Origin of the sequence: Acinetobacter gandensis (assembly GCF_001678755.1) — a bacterium.
Classification (GTDB): Bacteria; Pseudomonadota; Gammaproteobacteria; order Pseudomonadales; family Moraxellaceae; genus Acinetobacter; species Acinetobacter gandensis.
In genome coordinates this window covers 82880-99674 of record NZ_LZDS01000023.1, presented here as the reverse complement: position 1 = coordinate 99674, position 16795 = coordinate 82880, and the positions used below count along the sequence as shown (strand labels likewise).

The following is a 16795-nucleotide window of genomic DNA, read 5'->3' as shown; positions in this document are numbered from 1 at the left end:
TTTGGGGCAAGTATGTGGTTTTTACTGATACTAATTTTGGGGATATTGACATTGGCGTTTTGGATGTGGAAAAGACCAGATCCAGTAAAACGTGATCAAGCCAAAGCAGTTGGGCATGATTTGTGGCTAGAACAATTGGATGCGCAGCTGAAGTTTGCTGAGCGTTTAACCACAGATGTACAGCCTGATTATCTGCGTGCCTATGAGTTGTATCAAAACATGGCCAAGCAACATGAAATACCACAAGCCTATGTGGCCATGGGATTGATGCAATTAAAAGGCTTAGGTCGGGAAGCGAGTGTTGAGCATGCAACCAGCCTGTTAGAAAAAGCCTTCCAATTAGGCAGTGATGAAGCTGCTTATTATTTAGGTCAAATGGCGGAAGCAAAATTTGGTGCAAATGCTGACGCTGAAAAGGCAGTATATTGGTATCGACATGCGGTGGCGCGTGGTCATCTCGAGGCGCAATATCGTTTGGCAGAATTAAACCCAGACGATCAAACCCAAACAGAGCAACAACAATTTAAATTATTAGAAAAAAATGCAGCACAAGGACATGCCAATTCACAGTATCAATTGGCTCAGTACTATCTGAATTTGACAGAACCCAATTTGAGTTTGGGTTTAGGTTATCTATTTGAGGCCGCTGCACAAGATCATTTAGCTGCCAATCAATTGCTAAAACAAATCTACGAATCGGATCAATATTTTCCAAGTAATCAAGAAAAAGCACTGCACTATCTTAAGCGCTGCTTATTGTTGGGAGATAAGCAGGATTTGTATGAATATTACCAAGCCGTATTGATGGGGAAAATTGATATTGATCAGCGTCAGCGGGTGTATCATGATTTATTAAATCAAGCACGTGAGCAAAAAATTGCAGCAGCGAACCGAGTTTTGGGTCTTGCCCATTTTCATGGATGGCATTTAGAAAAACAGGAAAAATTGGGGTTTAGTTTTTTATCTGAAGCTGCGCGGCAAAAAGATGCGATGGCGATTACGGTGATTGCAGCTTTGTATTTTGAAAAGTATTTAGTCAGTGATGATCCTGCAAAAGCATTTGAATTATATAAAATGGCATATCAACTACAGCCTAATTTTTTTAATCAAATGGGGCTTGCAATGTGTTATTTGCAAGGTATTGGCCATGCGCAACATATGTCGCAAGCGCAAAAGTTAATGGGGCAAGCTGCAGAGGAATATTTGAATACGCCGATGCAGTGTGTCGCAGATCAAAACTATGTGATTGGTCGTTTGTACAGTACAGCAGAATATCCTTTGCCAAACCGTGACAAGGCTTTGAGTTATTTAAATAAATCTGTTGAACAGGGCTCAGCGCATGCTGCATGGTATTTATATCGCTTATACACTGAAAATACTTTAAATGAGATTACAGCAGATGCAGGGTTGGCCTTAGCTGCAGTATCTAAGGCTGCAAAATTAGGACATGCTCAAGCATTAACGACGTTAGCGAAAAAAAGTTTAGACGCAAAGCAGATACCACAGGATTTATCGATGGCATTGAAATGTCTCAATATTGCAGTGGACAAAAATAATGCAGATGCGATGACTCAATTGGGACAACTGTATGAGCATGGTTTAGGTGTGAAGAAAGATATAAATAAAGCGCTGGCTTATTATCTACAAGCTGCTGAACAAATGAATGCCGATGCATTAAGCCATTTAGGCCGTTTGTATATACATGGTGAAGGTGTAGAACGTGACCTAAATACCGCAAAGCAATATTTACAAAAAGCTGCTGTACAAAGACATGTGCATGCCATAGAGCAACTTGAAAATATCCATGCATTTTTAGGCGATAATTAATATTCATCAGTATCATAATTAATTAACCAATGCTTAGGCATTGGTTTTTTATGTATCTATATTTGATCTAAACTTTGAGACTTGTTTCTCAAAAATAACGATATTTAGCTGAAAAAAGGCTTGAGTGTTTACATAAAGCCAAACAAAGGCTTCGTTTGAAATCTAGGCATATATCGGTTTTTTTGATTAAATGTGCTGCATATTTTATATAAAATTGATTTTCGATAATAACTATGCTTAGCAATATTTATTCAGCGCTTGAGAAGTTGGGTATTAACCCACAAAGACGCGCCTTACATATCCAATTTTCGAATACTAATTTAAATCAGCAGGTCTTTTTACAACGCATTGATGGGGAACATGCGCTTAGTACGGGTTTAAATGTTCAACTGATTTGTCTATCGACTTCTGCGACCTTAGAACTCAAACAATTTATTGGCACGCAAGTCGCAATCGATCAGGTGACCGATGCGGGGCAACTTTTTCGTATTACCGGGATCATTACAGAAGCATTTCAAGGCCAAAGTGATGGTGCATTAACGCTATATAAGTTGACCTTAGAAGATGCAACGGCATTGTGGTATAAGCGTCGTAATAGCCGTGTGTTTATGAATAAATCGGTCAAAGATGTGGTCGAGATTATTTTTAAGGAATGGCAAAAAAAGAGCCCACTTTTTGCAGCGAGCTTAAGTTTGGACTTAAGTGGCTTAAAAAAAGAGTATGACGTTCGACCATTCATGATGCAAAGTAATGAAACCGACTATGATTTTATTACCCGTTTACTACGCAGTGAAGGCATTCATTGGTTGGTTGATGAAGCTCAATCTTTTGTAACATCGTCTGCGACACCCATAGCAGCTCAAAAGCTACGTTTGATTGATGAAAATAGCCAATATCAAGCTTTGGAGCGACGTAATATCCGTTTTCATCGCAGTAGTGCGACTGAAAAAAATGACAGTATGACCAGTTTTATCGGTCAGCGCAGTCTGCAACCGACGTCGGTACATGTGCAGCGGTGGCAAGCGGATGTGCTTGAACAGGACGAGGGTGGTGGTGCAGTACAAAGCAAACATCTACATAGTAATAATCAAGATAATGCGAGCTTAAGCTTAGAGCAGGCATGGCATGTGAGCCCCGCATGGATGCAAGATCTGAATGGTGAAGATGCTGCAACTGCCTCTAATAGTGCTCAAGTTGAACGTCTCAATCAAAATTTTAGTGATTATTATGCGGCTCAAGCCAAACAATTTATTGCCAAAAGTACTGTACGTGATACGCAGGTTGGTTACTGGTTCAAATTGGATGAGCATCCAGAGATTGAACAGCATCGGGGTGCCGATCAAGAATTTTTGATTTTATCCAAGTCTTTTTATAACCAAAATAATTTACCCAAAGACTTAACCGAACAAGTTACACAACTGATCCATCAAAGTCAGTGGCAAGTCAAACAAAGCGATGCGGATGAACGCCAAGCCAATACCTTAGCTTTACAACGTCGCAATATTACGACCGTCCCTGAATTTAATCCGCTTACACATAGACCAGTAACACATCCACAGCGTGCCAAAGTTGTGGGTCCTGCTGGTGAAGAAATTCATGTTGATGAATGGGGGCGGATAAAAGTCCGTTTCCTATTTACCCGTTCCGATGATCATGGCCATGATGGCGGTGCAGGTGCGAATAATAATGACACAGACTCGGCTTGGGTTGATGTGCTGACGCCTTGGGCCGGCGAAGGTTATGGCGCACGTTTCTTACCTCGAATTGGTGAAATAGTTGTCGTTGATTTCTTTGATGGAAACATTGACCGACCTTTTGTCGTGGGTCGTATTCATGAAGCGCAGCGTAGTCCTACTAAATTTGATAATAAAGGACAATTACCAGATACCAAAAAGCTAGCAGGGATTCGTTCTAAAGAAGTCGGGGGTGAAGGCTTTGGTCAATTACGCTTTGATGACACTACAGGACAAATATCCACCCAACTGCAAAGCAGTCACGGTGTGACACAGTTAAACTTAGGTAATTTAAGCCATCCTAAAGAAAAGGCCGAGAGTGAAAGTCGGGGTGAAGGCTTTGAACTGCGGACCGATCAATGGGGGGCGGTACGAGCTGGACAAGGTTTATTGGTGTCGACACATCAGCAAGCACAGGCAGGTGGGGTACATTTAGCGAGCAATGAAGCCCATACTCAAATCGAAAGTGCATTGAATAATGCTAAAGGGCTGAGTGATGTAGCGAAAAACCAACAGACCGACCCACTTGAAGTATTGGAGAGTCTTCAAGCCTTTATTGAGATATTAACTCAGGATGATCAGCAAAAAGCTGCTGAGTTTAAGTCGGCCGTAATGGTATTAGCTGCGCCAAATTCGATTACGATGAGTTCCAATGAAGATGTACATATTTCCGCAAATGGCCAGATTAGCCAAACTGCGGGAGAGAGTATCAATATTTCAACACAAAAATCATTAGTTGGTCATGCAGGCAAAAAAATCAGTTTATTTGCAGCGCAAGAAGGATTGAGAGCATTTGCTGGGAAAGGGAAAGTTGAAATTCAGGCACAAGGTGATGGACTCGATCTAATTGCACGTAAGGGCATTCAGATTATTTCAACCGAAGATACGGTTTATATCACCAGCCCTAAAGAGATTAATTTAACTGCGGGGGGATCGCAGATCAAACTGAATGGTTCGGGCGTGTTTCCGACTACGGGTGGGAAGTTTGAGGCGAAAGCGGGACAGCATAAGTTTACTTCGCCGACATCAGTAAATCCACCAGCTTTAAATTTACCAGATTGCTCAGCGAAGCAAGGTCAAGCTGCAGAGTTGGGTTCTGCCAAGGTGATTTTATGAGTAGTTTTTATTTGGTCAATGAAATTAAAAATTACTCTACAGATAAAATCTTTGAAGATATGAGTGCTCTTCTTGATCGAACTGGTCGATTATTGGTTTTACTTGATGAAACTTTAGAGGCTGATAGCTTTAGTGAGTTAAAAAGCTGTTTAAAAGAAGAGAATATCATTTATTTGCCTTTAGCTCAGGGCAATAAGCCAAAGAATACTAACTTATTTTTTTTGGAAATAAAAAAGAAAGACGTACTAGAAAAAGTTGGGAAAGAAATCGCTAAAAAAATTTCCAATAATTTTGAAGTTCAAAATGATAAATATTTAGTACATGGATTTGGCACAAGTGTACTTGAAAATAACATAATCAATGAAAAATTCAAAAGTAGTGTAGTTGTTCAAGATCTAAATTCAAAAATCTTATTCCGTTGGTATGATCCTAGAGTATTAAACTATTTGGATCAAATATTTAATGAAATGGAATTGAATAGTTTACTAGGATTATTTGAGATATGGAATTTTGTACATCCTATTGGATATTTTAGCTGGGAAAAAAAACAAGATAAAAAATTTATATCCCGAAAAATTAATAAATTATCACATGATCAATCTCTAGCTTTAGATTTAATAGAAATTAGTAATTTGGTGTTTAGATCGGCATTTGAATATGATGAAATAGATCGAGATAAATTAAATCCGAAGAATATATTATTAAACTTATTTGTCGCACATGAAGAATACGAAGTTCATAAATATTCTGATCTTTTGAGTTATGGTTTATACGCTGAAATATTAGGTCGACATTTTTTTATTCACCCTCAAGTTGAAAATATTCTAGAACAATATTGGAATAAGACAGAAAATGAATACGATTTTAATGAAGCTATGAATTTTCTTCATAAAGATCAATGGGTGTTAATAAAAAATGATTTAAATGATTTAGAGAGTATTACTCATGGGTAATGATAAAAAAAATTCAACCGTTAATATTACAAATTCTAAGCTACCTATGCTAAAAGGTTCACAAGCACAAATTAACAAAGCTACGAGTGAGGAATGGAAGAAAAACTTAAAAGGATATGGCTTAGGTAGTCCAAATTCATTAGAACCAAAAAAAATTTCATTAGATCCGCAAAAAATGAAAAGTGAAGTGGAAAAAGCTGGTAAAAACTCTAAGATTCCCATTCAATCAATTCATAGTAATAAACAGAATATTACAGCTAAGCAAAATGCTAAAGAATGTTCAAATTTTTGTAGAGAAAGTGGATTTAGTTTTTTACCTTTAAGGTATTCTGTAGCATCTCTGGGGGTGAGTACTTTACCTTCTAATTTAGGTAAAAATGTAAGTGATGGAATAAAATTATCAAATCACAAATATACTGTTTCTATTATTAAGAATGGTTATATATATTTATATTTTAAAAGAAAAGGTAAGCCTGAGTGGAAGGGTTATATTACAAAAAATGGCTATAATCAAGAATTCATAATTGGAAAAAAAGCACCCTTAGAAGCGAATAATTTTGCTTGTCAAAAATCAGGTCATTCATTTAAAGCTTCATTGATTACTGTTCCAGAGATTACACCTAATGATGTGGATAGTACTTATATTATTTACACGCATGCTCCGTTGACCGCAAAAAAACGTTTAGAATTTGAGAATAATGCAGACTCGTATGTAGGAAAGGGTTATTGGCAAAAAATTGATATTAAAGGCTGGAAAGGAGGTAATTTAACACAACAACATTGTTTATCTTCACAAACTTTAAATAAAGTACATATTGGTGAGAACAGCTTTGGAGCTGGAAGATGGGCGGCAATTAATAGAGAATTTAAAGCGAAGCCTAAAGAATATTGTGCAATTGCACTTTATGATGCAATAGGAATTACCGCTAAGCTTAACGAAGCTAGAAATAGAAAAGCATTTGCAGATTTAAATACTTTTCTTAACACAAAGAAAAATGGTATTTCTAACCACCATAGAATGCAAACTATTAATTTAATAGAAAATATTCAAAAGACTGTTCAAGAAAACTATATTGGTATAAGGACAAAAGAATTTATTCAAAGAACGCAGGATATTGAGAAATATAGCGCATTGGATAAGCGCAGAAAAGATCGATTAGAAGCGGCTAGACGGAATAAAGATTGGGAAACGGTTAAGCTCTTAGAAAAACAAATTGCAGAAACAGAACAAAAAAGAAAAGAAAATCTTGGTACTTCAGATAATTCTGAGAAAAATCAAGAAGGTGAGCAAGGTGTTATTGTTAAAAAAGGTATTGCTAAGGGAGAAGTAGCATGGAAGAAATGCCAAGATCAATTAGATTTAACCGCAATTGATCATTTTAATAGTCAAGTCGATAGTGAGTCGAAAAAAGGATATAACAATGCAATTAGCTACTTTGATGATCATTATAAATGGTTAACTTCACAAAATTTATTAAATGGATTGGTATATTTTGATACGAGTGAAGTACTAGAAAGTGGCAAGTTGCCTGAAGGAAGCAATGGTTTTATCTTTCATGCTGTCGTTATGGATCTAATGTATGGGATTACTTTTTTAGATAAGGGAAAAGAGCTTATAAACTCTTGGTTATTAAAGAAAACAGTAGAAACGAGTAATTTGTTTCTTCGTGCATATTGTTTTAATAATGCGAAGTTGATACAGAATTATAATCAAATTTTTAGCAGTGACGATACCGCAAAAAATATGATGGACTATACAAAACAAGGATTTTCTGCTTTTGTTGCTGCAGATGCAGGTTTTGATGAATGGTTGAGTCAGGCTGAAAGTAAGAAATATATTCAAGCAAGAGATTTTAAAGTTAATGATAAACTTTTTTATTGGATGTCTTTAGCATTGAACTCTGCATTAAAACAATTCTCAGATTTGAAAATGAGAACAGTGCAGGTCAATCAAATTAATGCAATAGCAATTCAAGGGAGTCAAATACATATTTCTCGACTATTGTATTTAAAGTCAGGTCCACTTGCAAAACACATTCCAATTACGCAGTTGTTTTATAATGTTCAATTTAACTCTGCGGCAAGAGCAGTAGTTGCTGGAAATCAGAATTTTTCAGTGGCTGCTGCTGTCGATATTCGAACAAAAGTCAATTTAGCGGTGAAATCTTCATCACAGATAACGAAGAATCGTATATTGGCAATTGTCGGTATTTTTGAGATGTTGAATTTTTATTTTCAATACGGTGCTTGGCAAAAAGATGTTGAAAATAAACCAGAAATTGCAGCGCAATTGGTTGGTTCTTCGATGTCTTTACTTGCTGTTGCATTTGAGGCTATGGGTGAAAATTTCCATACTCAAGGCAAAGCCGTTGCCTCTTCTGCGACAGCCTTTAGAATTTTTGCTGGGATGTTGGGAACAATAGGGGGAGCTATTGGTTTGTATGTTGATGGAAAAAATATTAAAGAAAGTAATTCGAAAACCTTGATAATATTGATGAGTTTACGCTGGATTGCGAGCTTATTTTTAACTGTAGGGCAAGCTGGAGTGTTGGTAAGCTCAGTTGCTCCATATATTGGAAAGGGTATATTGAATCGGGCAGCGCTAAGATTTTCTTCAAATGCTGTTGTTGCTGCGCTTGCTGGAGCACGTGTAGTAGCAAGTTTGACTGTATTTTCAGTTTTATTGGTGGGTTTAGAGTATGGTCTAAAAAACTATGTACTAGATAATGCATTTGAAGATTGGTGTCAAAAAACACCTTTTAGGAAAGCAAATAGTCAAGAGACGCCTTTTAAAAATGAAGATGAAGAGTATCAAGAGTTTGTAAAAGCGGTAGTGAGTGTTTGAATATGTATGATTGGGTGAAGTTTGAAGGTCGTATTGAAGCGTTGGAAATCCATAATGGTGTGTTAAATACTTTGGGAGGGGCAGGAGATCATCTCATTAAGTCTTCAGCGATTTTAAGTACAGTTGCGGGTAGTGTTTCATTGGGGGCACAAACGGTTTTTTTAGCCACGCAAAGCCGTTTACATATCCAAACTGTGGTGATGAACATAGGTGGCAAAGTTTGTGTGGGGCAGTTTCACCGTGCATTGTTAGCAGCAAATGAATATGTCATTTGTATTGCTAAGCAAATTGAACCCAATGTATATGAATTATATTCAGTACTTAGTCCAAAAACAGGTTTATTGCATATGCAAGTCGGAATGGGTGCAGCCGATAAACCTGCATATAAGTCAATGATGAAAGGTGGGAGAGTTTGGTATGCAATTGGCTTTGTAGTAATAGTTATTGTTTGGATTATTGTGCCTAATGATTATTCAATAGACAATTTATTGCTTTGGGGAGGCTGTTTATTTTTATTTTATTTTATTTTTATGTTTATTGTTAAAAATGCATTTAACTCATTACGCCATATGAATGAAAAGTCAGAACAAGTTTTTAAGATGTACGGGTTTAAAAATCCAGAAGAGATTTATTTACTGACGGCTCGACATCAAGATGATAATGCAAAATTAATATTAGAATCAGTTTATGAATACCGTAATGCGATTGATTATGATCCATATCCTGAAGTTTATATAGCAGAACAAGAAAAGAATAATTAATGTATTTATATGATTTGGTGAAATTTGAAGGTCGTATTGAAGCGCTAGAAATCCATAATGGTGTGTTAAATACTTTGGGGGGGGCTGGGGATAACTTAATCAAGTCTTCAGCGATTTTAAGTACAGTGGCTGGTAGTGTTTCATTGGGTGCACAAACAGTTTTTTTAGCCACACAGAGCCGTTTACATATCCAAACCGTGGTGATGAGCATAGAGGGCAAAGCCTGTGTGGGTCAGTTTCACCGCGGTCTGTTTGAAACAGGTGAATATGTCATTTGTATTGCTCGACAAATTGCACCGAATATATATGAGTTATCTTCAGTACTTAGTCCAAAAACGGGGTTATTGCATATGCAAGTCGGAATGGGTGCAGCCGATAAACCTGCATATAAGTCAATGATGAAGGGTGGGAGAGTCTGGTACATGATTAGTATAGTTTGTATGTTTTTACTATTTATATTTACTGGTGAATTAACTAAGGAGATGTTTCTAATTTTAACAATAGTCTGTTTTATCACATATTTTATTTTTATGTTTATTGTTAAAAATGCATTTAACTCATTACGCCATATGAATCAAAAGTCAGAACAAGTTTTTAAAATGTATGGGTTTAAAAATCCAGAAGAGATTTATTTGCTGACGGCTCGACATCAAGATGATAATGCAAAATTAATATTAGAATCGGTTTATGAATACCGTAGAGCGATTGATGATGACCCATATCCTGAAGTTTATATAGCAGAACAAGAAAAGAATAATTAATGTATTTATATGATTTGGTGAAATTTGAAGGTCGTATTGAAGCGCTAGAAATCCATAATGGTGTGTTAAATACTTTGGGGGGAGCAGGGGATAACTTAATCAAGTCTTCAGCGATTTTAAGTACAGTGGCTGGTAGTGTTTCATTGGGTGCACAAACGGTTTTTTTAGCCACACAGAGTCGTTTACATATACAAACTGTGGTGATGAACATAGAAGGCAAAGTCTGTGTAGGTCAGTTTCACCGTGCATTGTTAGCAGCAAATGAATATGTCATTTGTATGGCTTTGTTGCACAAACCTATCTGTAAAGGCTTTTTCAGCGATATAATTATAATAATAAATATTTTATTTTTCTTTTTTTAAATGTTTCTACGGTTTTGATAATTTCACTAGGTGCTATTTACTTAACTTCAAATGATGGCTGGCTGACTATTTTTAAATTTTTATTCTTTATTTTGGGTTTGGATTTATTGTTAACACTAAACAAAATGAAAAAAAATCAAAATAAGTATAAACATAATAATTTTATTTCTGATGGAAATTTGGATAAGTATTCTTACGATTTTGAACTTAAAAACGGAAAGGTTTGGGGGGATGGTCTTTTTTTTCAAATAGTTTTATTTATATATATGCTTTTTATTGGTCCTTATTTTATTATAATTAACCCTCCATTTAATTTTTATGCTGGTGATATGATGGAAGGTATAAAATCCAATCTTTCTATTTATGCAATTATTCTGATGATTTTAATATTTTGGGAGTATACATTGAAAAGATTTTATTTTTTTAGTGGTCTTAATTACAAATTTGATAAAGAATGAAATAAAAAGCCCTTTCGGGCTTTTTATAAAGAATTTAAGGTAACTGCTTAATCGGACTGCCACCCAACGCCTGCATTAAAGTTACATAAGCATTATATTGACTCTGTTTGGTTTGAACCAAAGACAGTCGCGCATTACGTGTGGTTTCCTGTGCATCTAACAAGTTTTTCAACGCAATTGCACCATTACGATAACGAACTTCAGTCAAATGCTCAGTCTTTTCTGCAAGCTGTACATTACGCTCTTGCAAAGCAACTTGCTGACTTAACTCAGTACGATTAGACAGTGCATTTTCCACATCGGCAAAAGCCTGATACAGGGTCTGACGATATTGAATAATAGATTTTTCATAATAGACTTCTTTCATAAGTCATTTTTTACTCATTTCAATATTGTAGATTCCAGCAATTAAATTGAATCTTAAACCCAATCTTTTTCCTCGATTACGATATCGCTCGGCAAGGATTTTGAAAGTTTTTAAACTGCCAAATACATGCTCAATCCCAATTCTTCTTTTGTTGATTTCTTGATTATAGGTTTTTAGCTCAGGATTCAATTTACAGCGCTTCTTTGCTTTTAATGGCAATAGGCTATTTGGATATACTGTATACATCCCTTGATAACCCTTATCTGCAAGGATAAAGGCACCTGCTGGAATCTGATGCAAGTTTCGTTTGAAGAGTTCGAAATCATGTACAGCACCACGACTCGTGCATAAACTCAGAACTTGCCGAGTTCTATAATGGATAATGGCTTGAACTTTAAAAGTATGTGCCTTCTTCTTGCCACTATAGCTTTTCTTCTGTTTTTTTAGGTCTTTGTATTGGAATTTCTGTGGCATCTACGATCACCACATTCCAGTCGATACCTTCGCCCTCAGGCAAATGCTTCGGTAAATTAAATAGATTAGACTTGATCAGGCAGTCCTCTACATGACGGACAATTCTTGAAGCAGTAGGCTCTGACACACCATAACTTGTTGCAACATGGAATAAGGTTCGGTATTCACGCCAATAACTTAAGCACAGAAGGATTTGATCTTCTATGCTCAATTTAGTTGGTCTACCTTTAGCAGGAACATGCATTTTCAGTTGTTCAACCATTAAATCAAAGGTTGACCATGAGATGCCTGTGTATCGCTTAAACTGTGTTTCAGAAAGCTTCTTTGAATCGATGTATTTCATCCGCAGATTATGCATGAATATTTCAGATTATTTGGTACAGATAATCAGCAAAAGATTGATCGTTTTTTGATTTATGAAAGAGATCTAATCTAAATCACTAATCGCGAGGTCTTTCTTCATATCATTATATTGCAAGAAAGGTAAACTCAAACTTGCACCCAAAGCCAAAGCAGGGTTTTGTAATAAATTACTCAAAGACGTACTACTCGAACCTAAACTGCCAGTTAAACTGATTGAAGGGTAGTAACTCGCTTTCGTTGCATATTTTGTTAAGGAAAATGATATCAAATTATGGATACGAAAATGTTTATTATCAACGGATCAGAGTATTAAAAGGTTTGATACTATTCAGCAACAAATGTTGGGACTAAAGTCGGTATATCATTAAAATGAAAAGTAAAATAAAAAATCATGACTTTGGTTATGATGTATTTAAACAGGATGTTCCTTTTTCTCAGTTAGATGAAGGAGACGTTCTACTTAAACCAGAAAATGATTCTAAACGTAATCATAATTGGTCATTTATTAGCATGAATGATGATTATATCGAATTGATTGATCAATCTTATGCAAGGTTAGGAAAAGGAATAAGTTTATTAATTCCAATGTTTCCATTATTTTTATTTTTATTTTACTACATTGGTATTCTTTCTTTTCTTGATAATTCTAGTGTAGGAGAGGCTTTTTTTTTCCTTATAGCTGTACTTTTTGTAATAGGACTTCCTTGTGTTGCATTTCTACGTCCTTACTTTAAATATGATCATAAACAACCTATTTGTAAGCCTGTTCTTTTTAATAGAAAAACAGGTAAAGTTTTTTTCTATATTAATGATCAAGAATATATAGAAAAGAAATGGACAGATGTAGTTTATATTATGGGTAGTAGTTTTGGGCTTTCTGGTATTCCTCTACGAGAACTTCGGGCACATATCATCGAAGACGGCATCCTAAAACATACCTTTGTGATTGGCTTTCCAATGATTGGAATATTCCGCACCCAAGGTTTATGGGCTTTTATTTGTCATTTTATGATGAAAGGACCAGAAGAGCTTTATCCGAAACCGCATCCTATGTACGGTACCATCGATCCGTTTACCCAACTAACCTATTGTCAAAAGGTCGTGGGTGCAAAAGAAAGTTGGAGAGATACATGGAAATCATTTCGAATCATTTATCATTATAATTGGGTTCCAGCTTTATTTGCTTATCCATTTGATGTGTGTAATTTCATCGCAAGAAGAATCTTACTTCATATCAAACCATTACCTGTTTGGCATGAAGATGTAATTAAGAAAAACAAGATGGATCAGGAGCGCCCTGAAGAAATTAGCGCTAAGGATAATTTTGAATTCACAATGTTTAAGATGAAAGATAAATAAAAAGCCCTTATGGGCTTTTTATTTAAGGAAATTGCTGAATCGGACTTCCACCCAAAGCTTGCATCAAAGTTACATAAGCATTATATTGACTTTGCTTGGTTTGAACCAAAGACAGTCGCGCATTACGTGTGGTTTCCTGTGCATCGAGTAGGTTTTTCAACGCAATTGCACCATTACGATAGCGTACTTCAGTCAAACGCTCAGTCTTTTCTGCAAGCTGTACATTACGCTCTTGCAAAGCAACTTGTTGACTTAACTCAGTACGGTTGGATAGCGCATTTTCCACATCGGCAAAAGCCTGATACAAGGTCTGACGATATTGAATAATAGATTTTTCATAATCTAAATCGCTAATCGCAAGGTCTTTCTTCATATCGTTATATTGCAAGAAAGGTAAACTCAAACTCGCACCCAAAGCCAAAGCGGGGTTTTGCAATAAATTACTCAAAGAGGTACTACTCGAGCCTAAACTACCAGTCAAACTAATCGAAGGGTAGTAACTCGCTTTCGTTGCATCTTTATTTGCCAAAGCTTTACGTAATCTTAATTCGCTCGCTTGTAAATCTGGACGGCGAGACAACAACTCGGCAGGTAAACCTGCTGCAATCGTCGGTAATGCAATTCGAGGTAAACGCTGCGGCTCTGAAATATTCAGTTGTTGCACAGGTTGATGCAATAACACAGCCAATGCAGTACGTGTCTCCACTTTTTGTTGGGCGATTTGGCTTAAGGTCGCTTTTTGACTTTGGACCGACTGTTCCGCTTGGGTTAGATCTAAACCTGACACAGCGCCAGCTTTATATTGCACTTTGACCAATTCATAGGTTTTTTGCGTACTGGCTAAGTTTTGCTGCGCAATACTGTAGCGCTCATTTAAATAGCCAAGCTGCCAATATAGATTAGCTGTTGTTGCAATCAAGCTTTGGGCCGTGGCTTGCAGGTCTTGTTCAGTCGCTAAAGCTTCCCACTTTGCTGCCTCAGTCTGGCTGGCCAAGCGACCAAATAAATCTACTTCATAACTAACGCCACCGCTGAGTGATACACCTTTTGATGAGTCATCACCTGAGTTAAGGTCAAAGTTATGTCCAGTTGAAACACTTGAACTCACGCGTGGCCCTTGTTTATTTTCAGCCAAACCTGCTTGTAGTCGAGCTTGCTGTAAATTAATACCTGCAACAGCAAGGTCCGTATTGGCAGCTAAAACTTGATTCACCAACTGGTTCAATTGAGCATCATTAAACAATGTCCACCATTGGTCAGCATAAGTATCTGCATGAACTTGCTGACTCATGGCTTTCGCATTTTGAAATTGCGTCGGGATTTGTGTTGCAGGAGCTTCATACGGCGTCTTAACCACAGCGGCACAGCCGACTAAGCTAGTTCCGAGAATGAAGGCACTTGCAAGTTTAGTTAAGATCATTTGCATCATTATTTCCTTATTCGCGAGAAAGCGCATCGACAGGGTTAAGCTGTGCGGCATTACGTGCAGGAATAAAGCCAAACACAATACCAATCATACTTGAGCAGACAAATGCAGCTACGATAGACGTCGTTGAATAGGCCATTTGGAATGTTCCACCGGCAAAATGACTAATCAATTGTCCAATACCCAAAGATAATAAAACTCCAAGTACACCGCCTAAGATACATACCAATACAGCCTCAATAAGGAACTGTTGCAGAATGTCACTTTGACGGGCACCCACGGCCATACGTACACCAATTTCTTGAGTACGCTCCGTCACAGAAACCAACATAATGTTCATGACCCCAATACCACCGACGATCAATGAAATTACCGCAATCGCAGACACCAATAAGGTCATCGTTTGCGTAGTTTGTTGAATGGTTTCACGGATACTATCGGAGTTCTGTGTAAAGACATCTTGCGCGCCATGACGTTGCACCAATAAGTTTAATATGGCGTTCTCAGCAGCAGCACTTGGGTATTCATCTTTCACTCGGACAATAATGCTGCGCACATTCGACTGACCTAGCATACGACTCATGACCGTTGAATAAGGCAAATACACATTCAGGCTATCTGAGTTGCCCATCATGCTTTTTTGTTCTTCGATCACGCCAATGATACGGCTCGGCACACTGCCTAATAAAATCACTTGACCCACAGGGTTGGTGCCATCGGCAAAGAAGGTATTTTTAGTATTACTATCAATCACCACATCTTGCGCTTGCTCATTCACACTTTCTTTATCAAAAAGCTGACCAGAAGCGAAGTTCATTCCTTTGACATAGAAGAAATCTTCACTCACACCATTCACTGTGGTTGAAGCCTCTGTATCTTTAAAACGTGCTGTAACAGATGAATTGACTGAAGGACTAACGCCATCGACATAAGGCTGCTCAGCAAGGGCTGTCGCATCGGCTGGAACCAATGTTTTTACTTGGGAGGATCTGGAATTATCACCAAAGCCTCGACCTTGATACACCGTGATGGTATTGGTACCTAAACTGCTGATATTTTCTAAAATTTGCTTTTGTGAACCATTCCCAAGAGCCACAACAGAAACCACAGAAGCGATACCAATAATGATCCCGAGCATGGTTAAAAATGTACGCATACGGTGAGCATTCATGGCTAAAATCGCCATACGGAAGGCTTCACCTAAACGGTCAACGGCTGAGCGCCAGCTCGAGGTTTTTTTCTGTGTGTTTGGAACGAGTTGTTGTTTTTCTAAAGGTTCATCATCTGTTTCAGGCACATTGGGCTGATCTGAGATGATATTACCGTCAGAAATTTCAATAATTCGCGTCGCATTTTTCGCAACATTATGATCGTGAGTGACCAATATAATAGTATGACCTTTGGCATTGAGTTCGCGCAAAATCCGCATCACTTCAATACCACTATTCTTATCCAATGCACCGGTCGGTTCATCGGCAAGAATAACATCGCCACCATTCATGAGGGCACGCGCAATCGACACACGTTGTTGCTGACCACCCGAAAGTTGGCTCGGACGGTTTTGGGTTTTTTCACCCAGTCCTAAGTCAGTCAGCAGTTGCTTGGCACGTGCATTGCGTTCGGTTGCATCTGCACCGGCATAGATTGCGGGGACTTCAACGTTACCTGCAGCATTCAAATCACCGAGTAAGTGATAACGCTGGAAAATAAAGCCAAAATATTCACGGCGTAACTGTGCCAGTTCATCTGGTTCAAGTTCACGCGTTTCGCGCCCTTTGACTTTGTAGCTGCCATTTGTGGGTTTATCTAGGCAACCTAAAATGTTCATTAGGGTTGATTTACCTGAACCAGATTGACCGACAATAGCAACTAATTCACCAGGGTAAATCTCAAGATTCACCCCTTTTAGAATCTGGACGGTGTTTTCTCCGGCAGGGAATTCACGCGTCAGATTCTTGACCTCGAGTAGAGGTGTTTGATGTTGACTCAT

General features: G+C 37.5%; 12 protein-coding genes and 3 pseudogenes. 9 read left to right on the top strand and 6 right to left on the bottom strand.

Translation table 11 applies throughout. The features are described from left to right. Window positions 1–12 precede the first annotated feature (12 nt). The 8 genes and pseudogenes from A9J31_RS07600 (at window position 13) to A9J31_RS07565 (ending at window position 10816) form a co-directional block, all read left to right on the top strand. Window positions 13–1827: a tetratricopeptide repeat protein gene (locus A9J31_RS07600; RefSeq protein ID WP_067763582.1), complete on the top strand. Its 1815-nt coding sequence runs from the start codon at window positions 13–15 to the stop codon at window positions 1825–1827. Between the two features lie 233 nt (window positions 1828–2060). Continuing rightward, window positions 2061–4676, top strand: coding sequence for a type VI secretion system Vgr family protein (locus A9J31_RS07595; RefSeq protein ID WP_067763578.1), 2616 nt, complete (start codon window positions 2061–2063; stop codon window positions 4674–4676). Continuing rightward, entirely contained in the window at window positions 4673–5629 is a 957-nt protein-coding gene (locus tag A9J31_RS07590; protein WP_067763576.1) for a hypothetical protein, read from the top strand. The genes A9J31_RS07595 and A9J31_RS07590 overlap by 4 nt, the downstream gene beginning before the upstream one ends. After that, entirely contained in the window at window positions 5622–8474 is a 2853-nt protein-coding gene (locus A9J31_RS15845) for a T6SS effector BTH_I2691 family protein (protein WP_245668213.1), read from the top strand. The genes A9J31_RS07590 and A9J31_RS15845 overlap by 8 nt, the downstream gene beginning before the upstream one ends. A gap of 2 nt (window positions 8475–8476) precedes the next feature. Continuing rightward, complete coding sequence (locus tag A9J31_RS07580; RefSeq protein ID WP_067763573.1) at window positions 8477–9235, top strand: putative type VI secretion system effector; 759 nt, start codon at window positions 8477–8479, stop codon at window positions 9233–9235. Next, window positions 9235–9996: a putative type VI secretion system effector gene (locus A9J31_RS07575; protein WP_067763570.1), complete on the top strand. Its 762-nt coding sequence runs from the start codon at window positions 9235–9237 to the stop codon at window positions 9994–9996. The genes A9J31_RS07580 and A9J31_RS07575 overlap by 1 nt, the downstream gene beginning before the upstream one ends. Further along, a pseudogene (locus tag A9J31_RS07570) lies at window positions 9996–10280 on the top strand (putative type VI secretion system effector); the annotation flags it as partial. The gene A9J31_RS07575 and the pseudogene A9J31_RS07570, both read left to right, overlap by 1 nt. Window positions 10281–10372: 92 nt before the next feature. Continuing rightward, on the top strand, window positions 10373–10816 hold the full coding sequence (locus tag A9J31_RS07565) for a hypothetical protein (protein WP_150922988.1): 444 nt from the start codon (window positions 10373–10375) through the stop codon (window positions 10814–10816). Between the two features lie 34 nt (window positions 10817–10850). On the opposite strand, the pseudogene A9J31_RS07560 reads toward A9J31_RS07565, so the two are convergent. The 4 genes and pseudogenes from A9J31_RS07560 to A9J31_RS15400 all read right to left on the bottom strand — a co-directional run. Next, a pseudogene (locus A9J31_RS07560) lies at window positions 10851–11168 on the bottom strand (TolC family protein); the annotation flags it as partial. 18 nt (window positions 11169–11186) lie between these two features. Further along, window positions 11187–11657 carry a transposase gene (locus A9J31_RS07555; protein WP_067763565.1) on the bottom strand — a complete coding sequence of 157 codons (471 nt, stop codon included), beginning with the start codon at window positions 11655–11657 and terminating at the stop codon, window positions 11187–11189. Then, entirely contained in the window at window positions 11605–12000 is a 396-nt protein-coding gene (locus A9J31_RS07550; protein WP_067764127.1) for a transposase family protein, read from the bottom strand. Before A9J31_RS07550 ends, A9J31_RS07555 begins: the two co-directional genes overlap by 53 nt. An 87-nt stretch (window positions 12001–12087) precedes the next feature. Next, a pseudogene (locus A9J31_RS15400) lies at window positions 12088–12270 on the bottom strand (efflux transporter outer membrane subunit); the annotation flags it as partial. Window positions 12271–12389: 119 nt separating this feature from the next. Here A9J31_RS15400 and A9J31_RS07545 point away from each other — a divergent pair. Further along, window positions 12390–13379, top strand: a complete 990-nt coding sequence (locus tag A9J31_RS07545; RefSeq protein WP_067763563.1) for a hypothetical protein — start codon at window positions 12390–12392, stop codon at window positions 13377–13379. Window positions 13380–13401: 22 nt separating this feature from the next. On the opposite strand, the gene A9J31_RS07540 is transcribed toward A9J31_RS07545, so the two are convergent. Beyond that, window positions 13402–14805: an efflux transporter outer membrane subunit gene (locus A9J31_RS07540; protein ID WP_067763561.1), complete on the bottom strand. Its 1404-nt coding sequence runs from the start codon at window positions 14803–14805 to the stop codon at window positions 13402–13404. A gap of 10 nt (window positions 14806–14815) precedes the next feature. Next, window positions 14816–16795, bottom strand: coding sequence for a MacB family efflux pump subunit (locus A9J31_RS07535; RefSeq protein WP_067763559.1), 1980 nt, complete (start codon window positions 16793–16795; stop codon window positions 14816–14818).

What these genes read in the sequence shown, in the direction of transcription:
- A9J31_RS07600 (WP_067763582.1), top strand. Translation starts at nt 13, where the DNA reads ATGTGGTTTTTACTGATACTAATTTTGGGGATATTGACATTGGCGTTT.
- A9J31_RS07595 (WP_067763578.1), top strand. Translation starts at nt 2,061, where the DNA reads ATGCTTAGCAATATTTATTCAGCGCTTGAGAAGTTGGGTATTAACCCA.
- A9J31_RS07590 (WP_067763576.1), top strand. Translation starts at nt 4,673, where the DNA reads ATGAGTAGTTTTTATTTGGTCAATGAAATTAAAAATTACTCTACAGAT.
- A9J31_RS15845 (WP_245668213.1), top strand. Translation starts at nt 5,622, where the DNA reads ATGGGTAATGATAAAAAAAATTCAACCGTTAATATTACAAATTCTAAG.
- A9J31_RS07580 (WP_067763573.1), top strand. Translation starts at nt 8,477, where the DNA reads ATGTATGATTGGGTGAAGTTTGAAGGTCGTATTGAAGCGTTGGAAATC.
- A9J31_RS07575 (WP_067763570.1), top strand. Translation starts at nt 9,235, where the DNA reads ATGTATTTATATGATTTGGTGAAATTTGAAGGTCGTATTGAAGCGCTA.
- A9J31_RS07555 (WP_067763565.1), bottom strand. Translation starts at nt 11,657, where the DNA reads ATGCCACAGAAATTCCAATACAAAGACCTAAAAAAACAGAAGAAAAGC.
- A9J31_RS07550 (WP_067764127.1), bottom strand. Translation starts at nt 12,000, where the DNA reads ATGAAATACATCGATTCAAAGAAGCTTTCTGAAACACAGTTTAAGCGA.
- A9J31_RS07545 (WP_067763563.1), top strand. Translation starts at nt 12,390, where the DNA reads ATGAAAAGTAAAATAAAAAATCATGACTTTGGTTATGATGTATTTAAA.
- A9J31_RS07540 (WP_067763561.1), bottom strand. Translation starts at nt 14,805, where the DNA reads ATGCAAATGATCTTAACTAAACTTGCAAGTGCCTTCATTCTCGGAACT.
- A9J31_RS07535 (WP_067763559.1), bottom strand. Translation starts at nt 16,795, where the DNA reads ATGAGTCAACATCAAACACCTCTACTCGAGGTCAAGAATCTGACGCGT.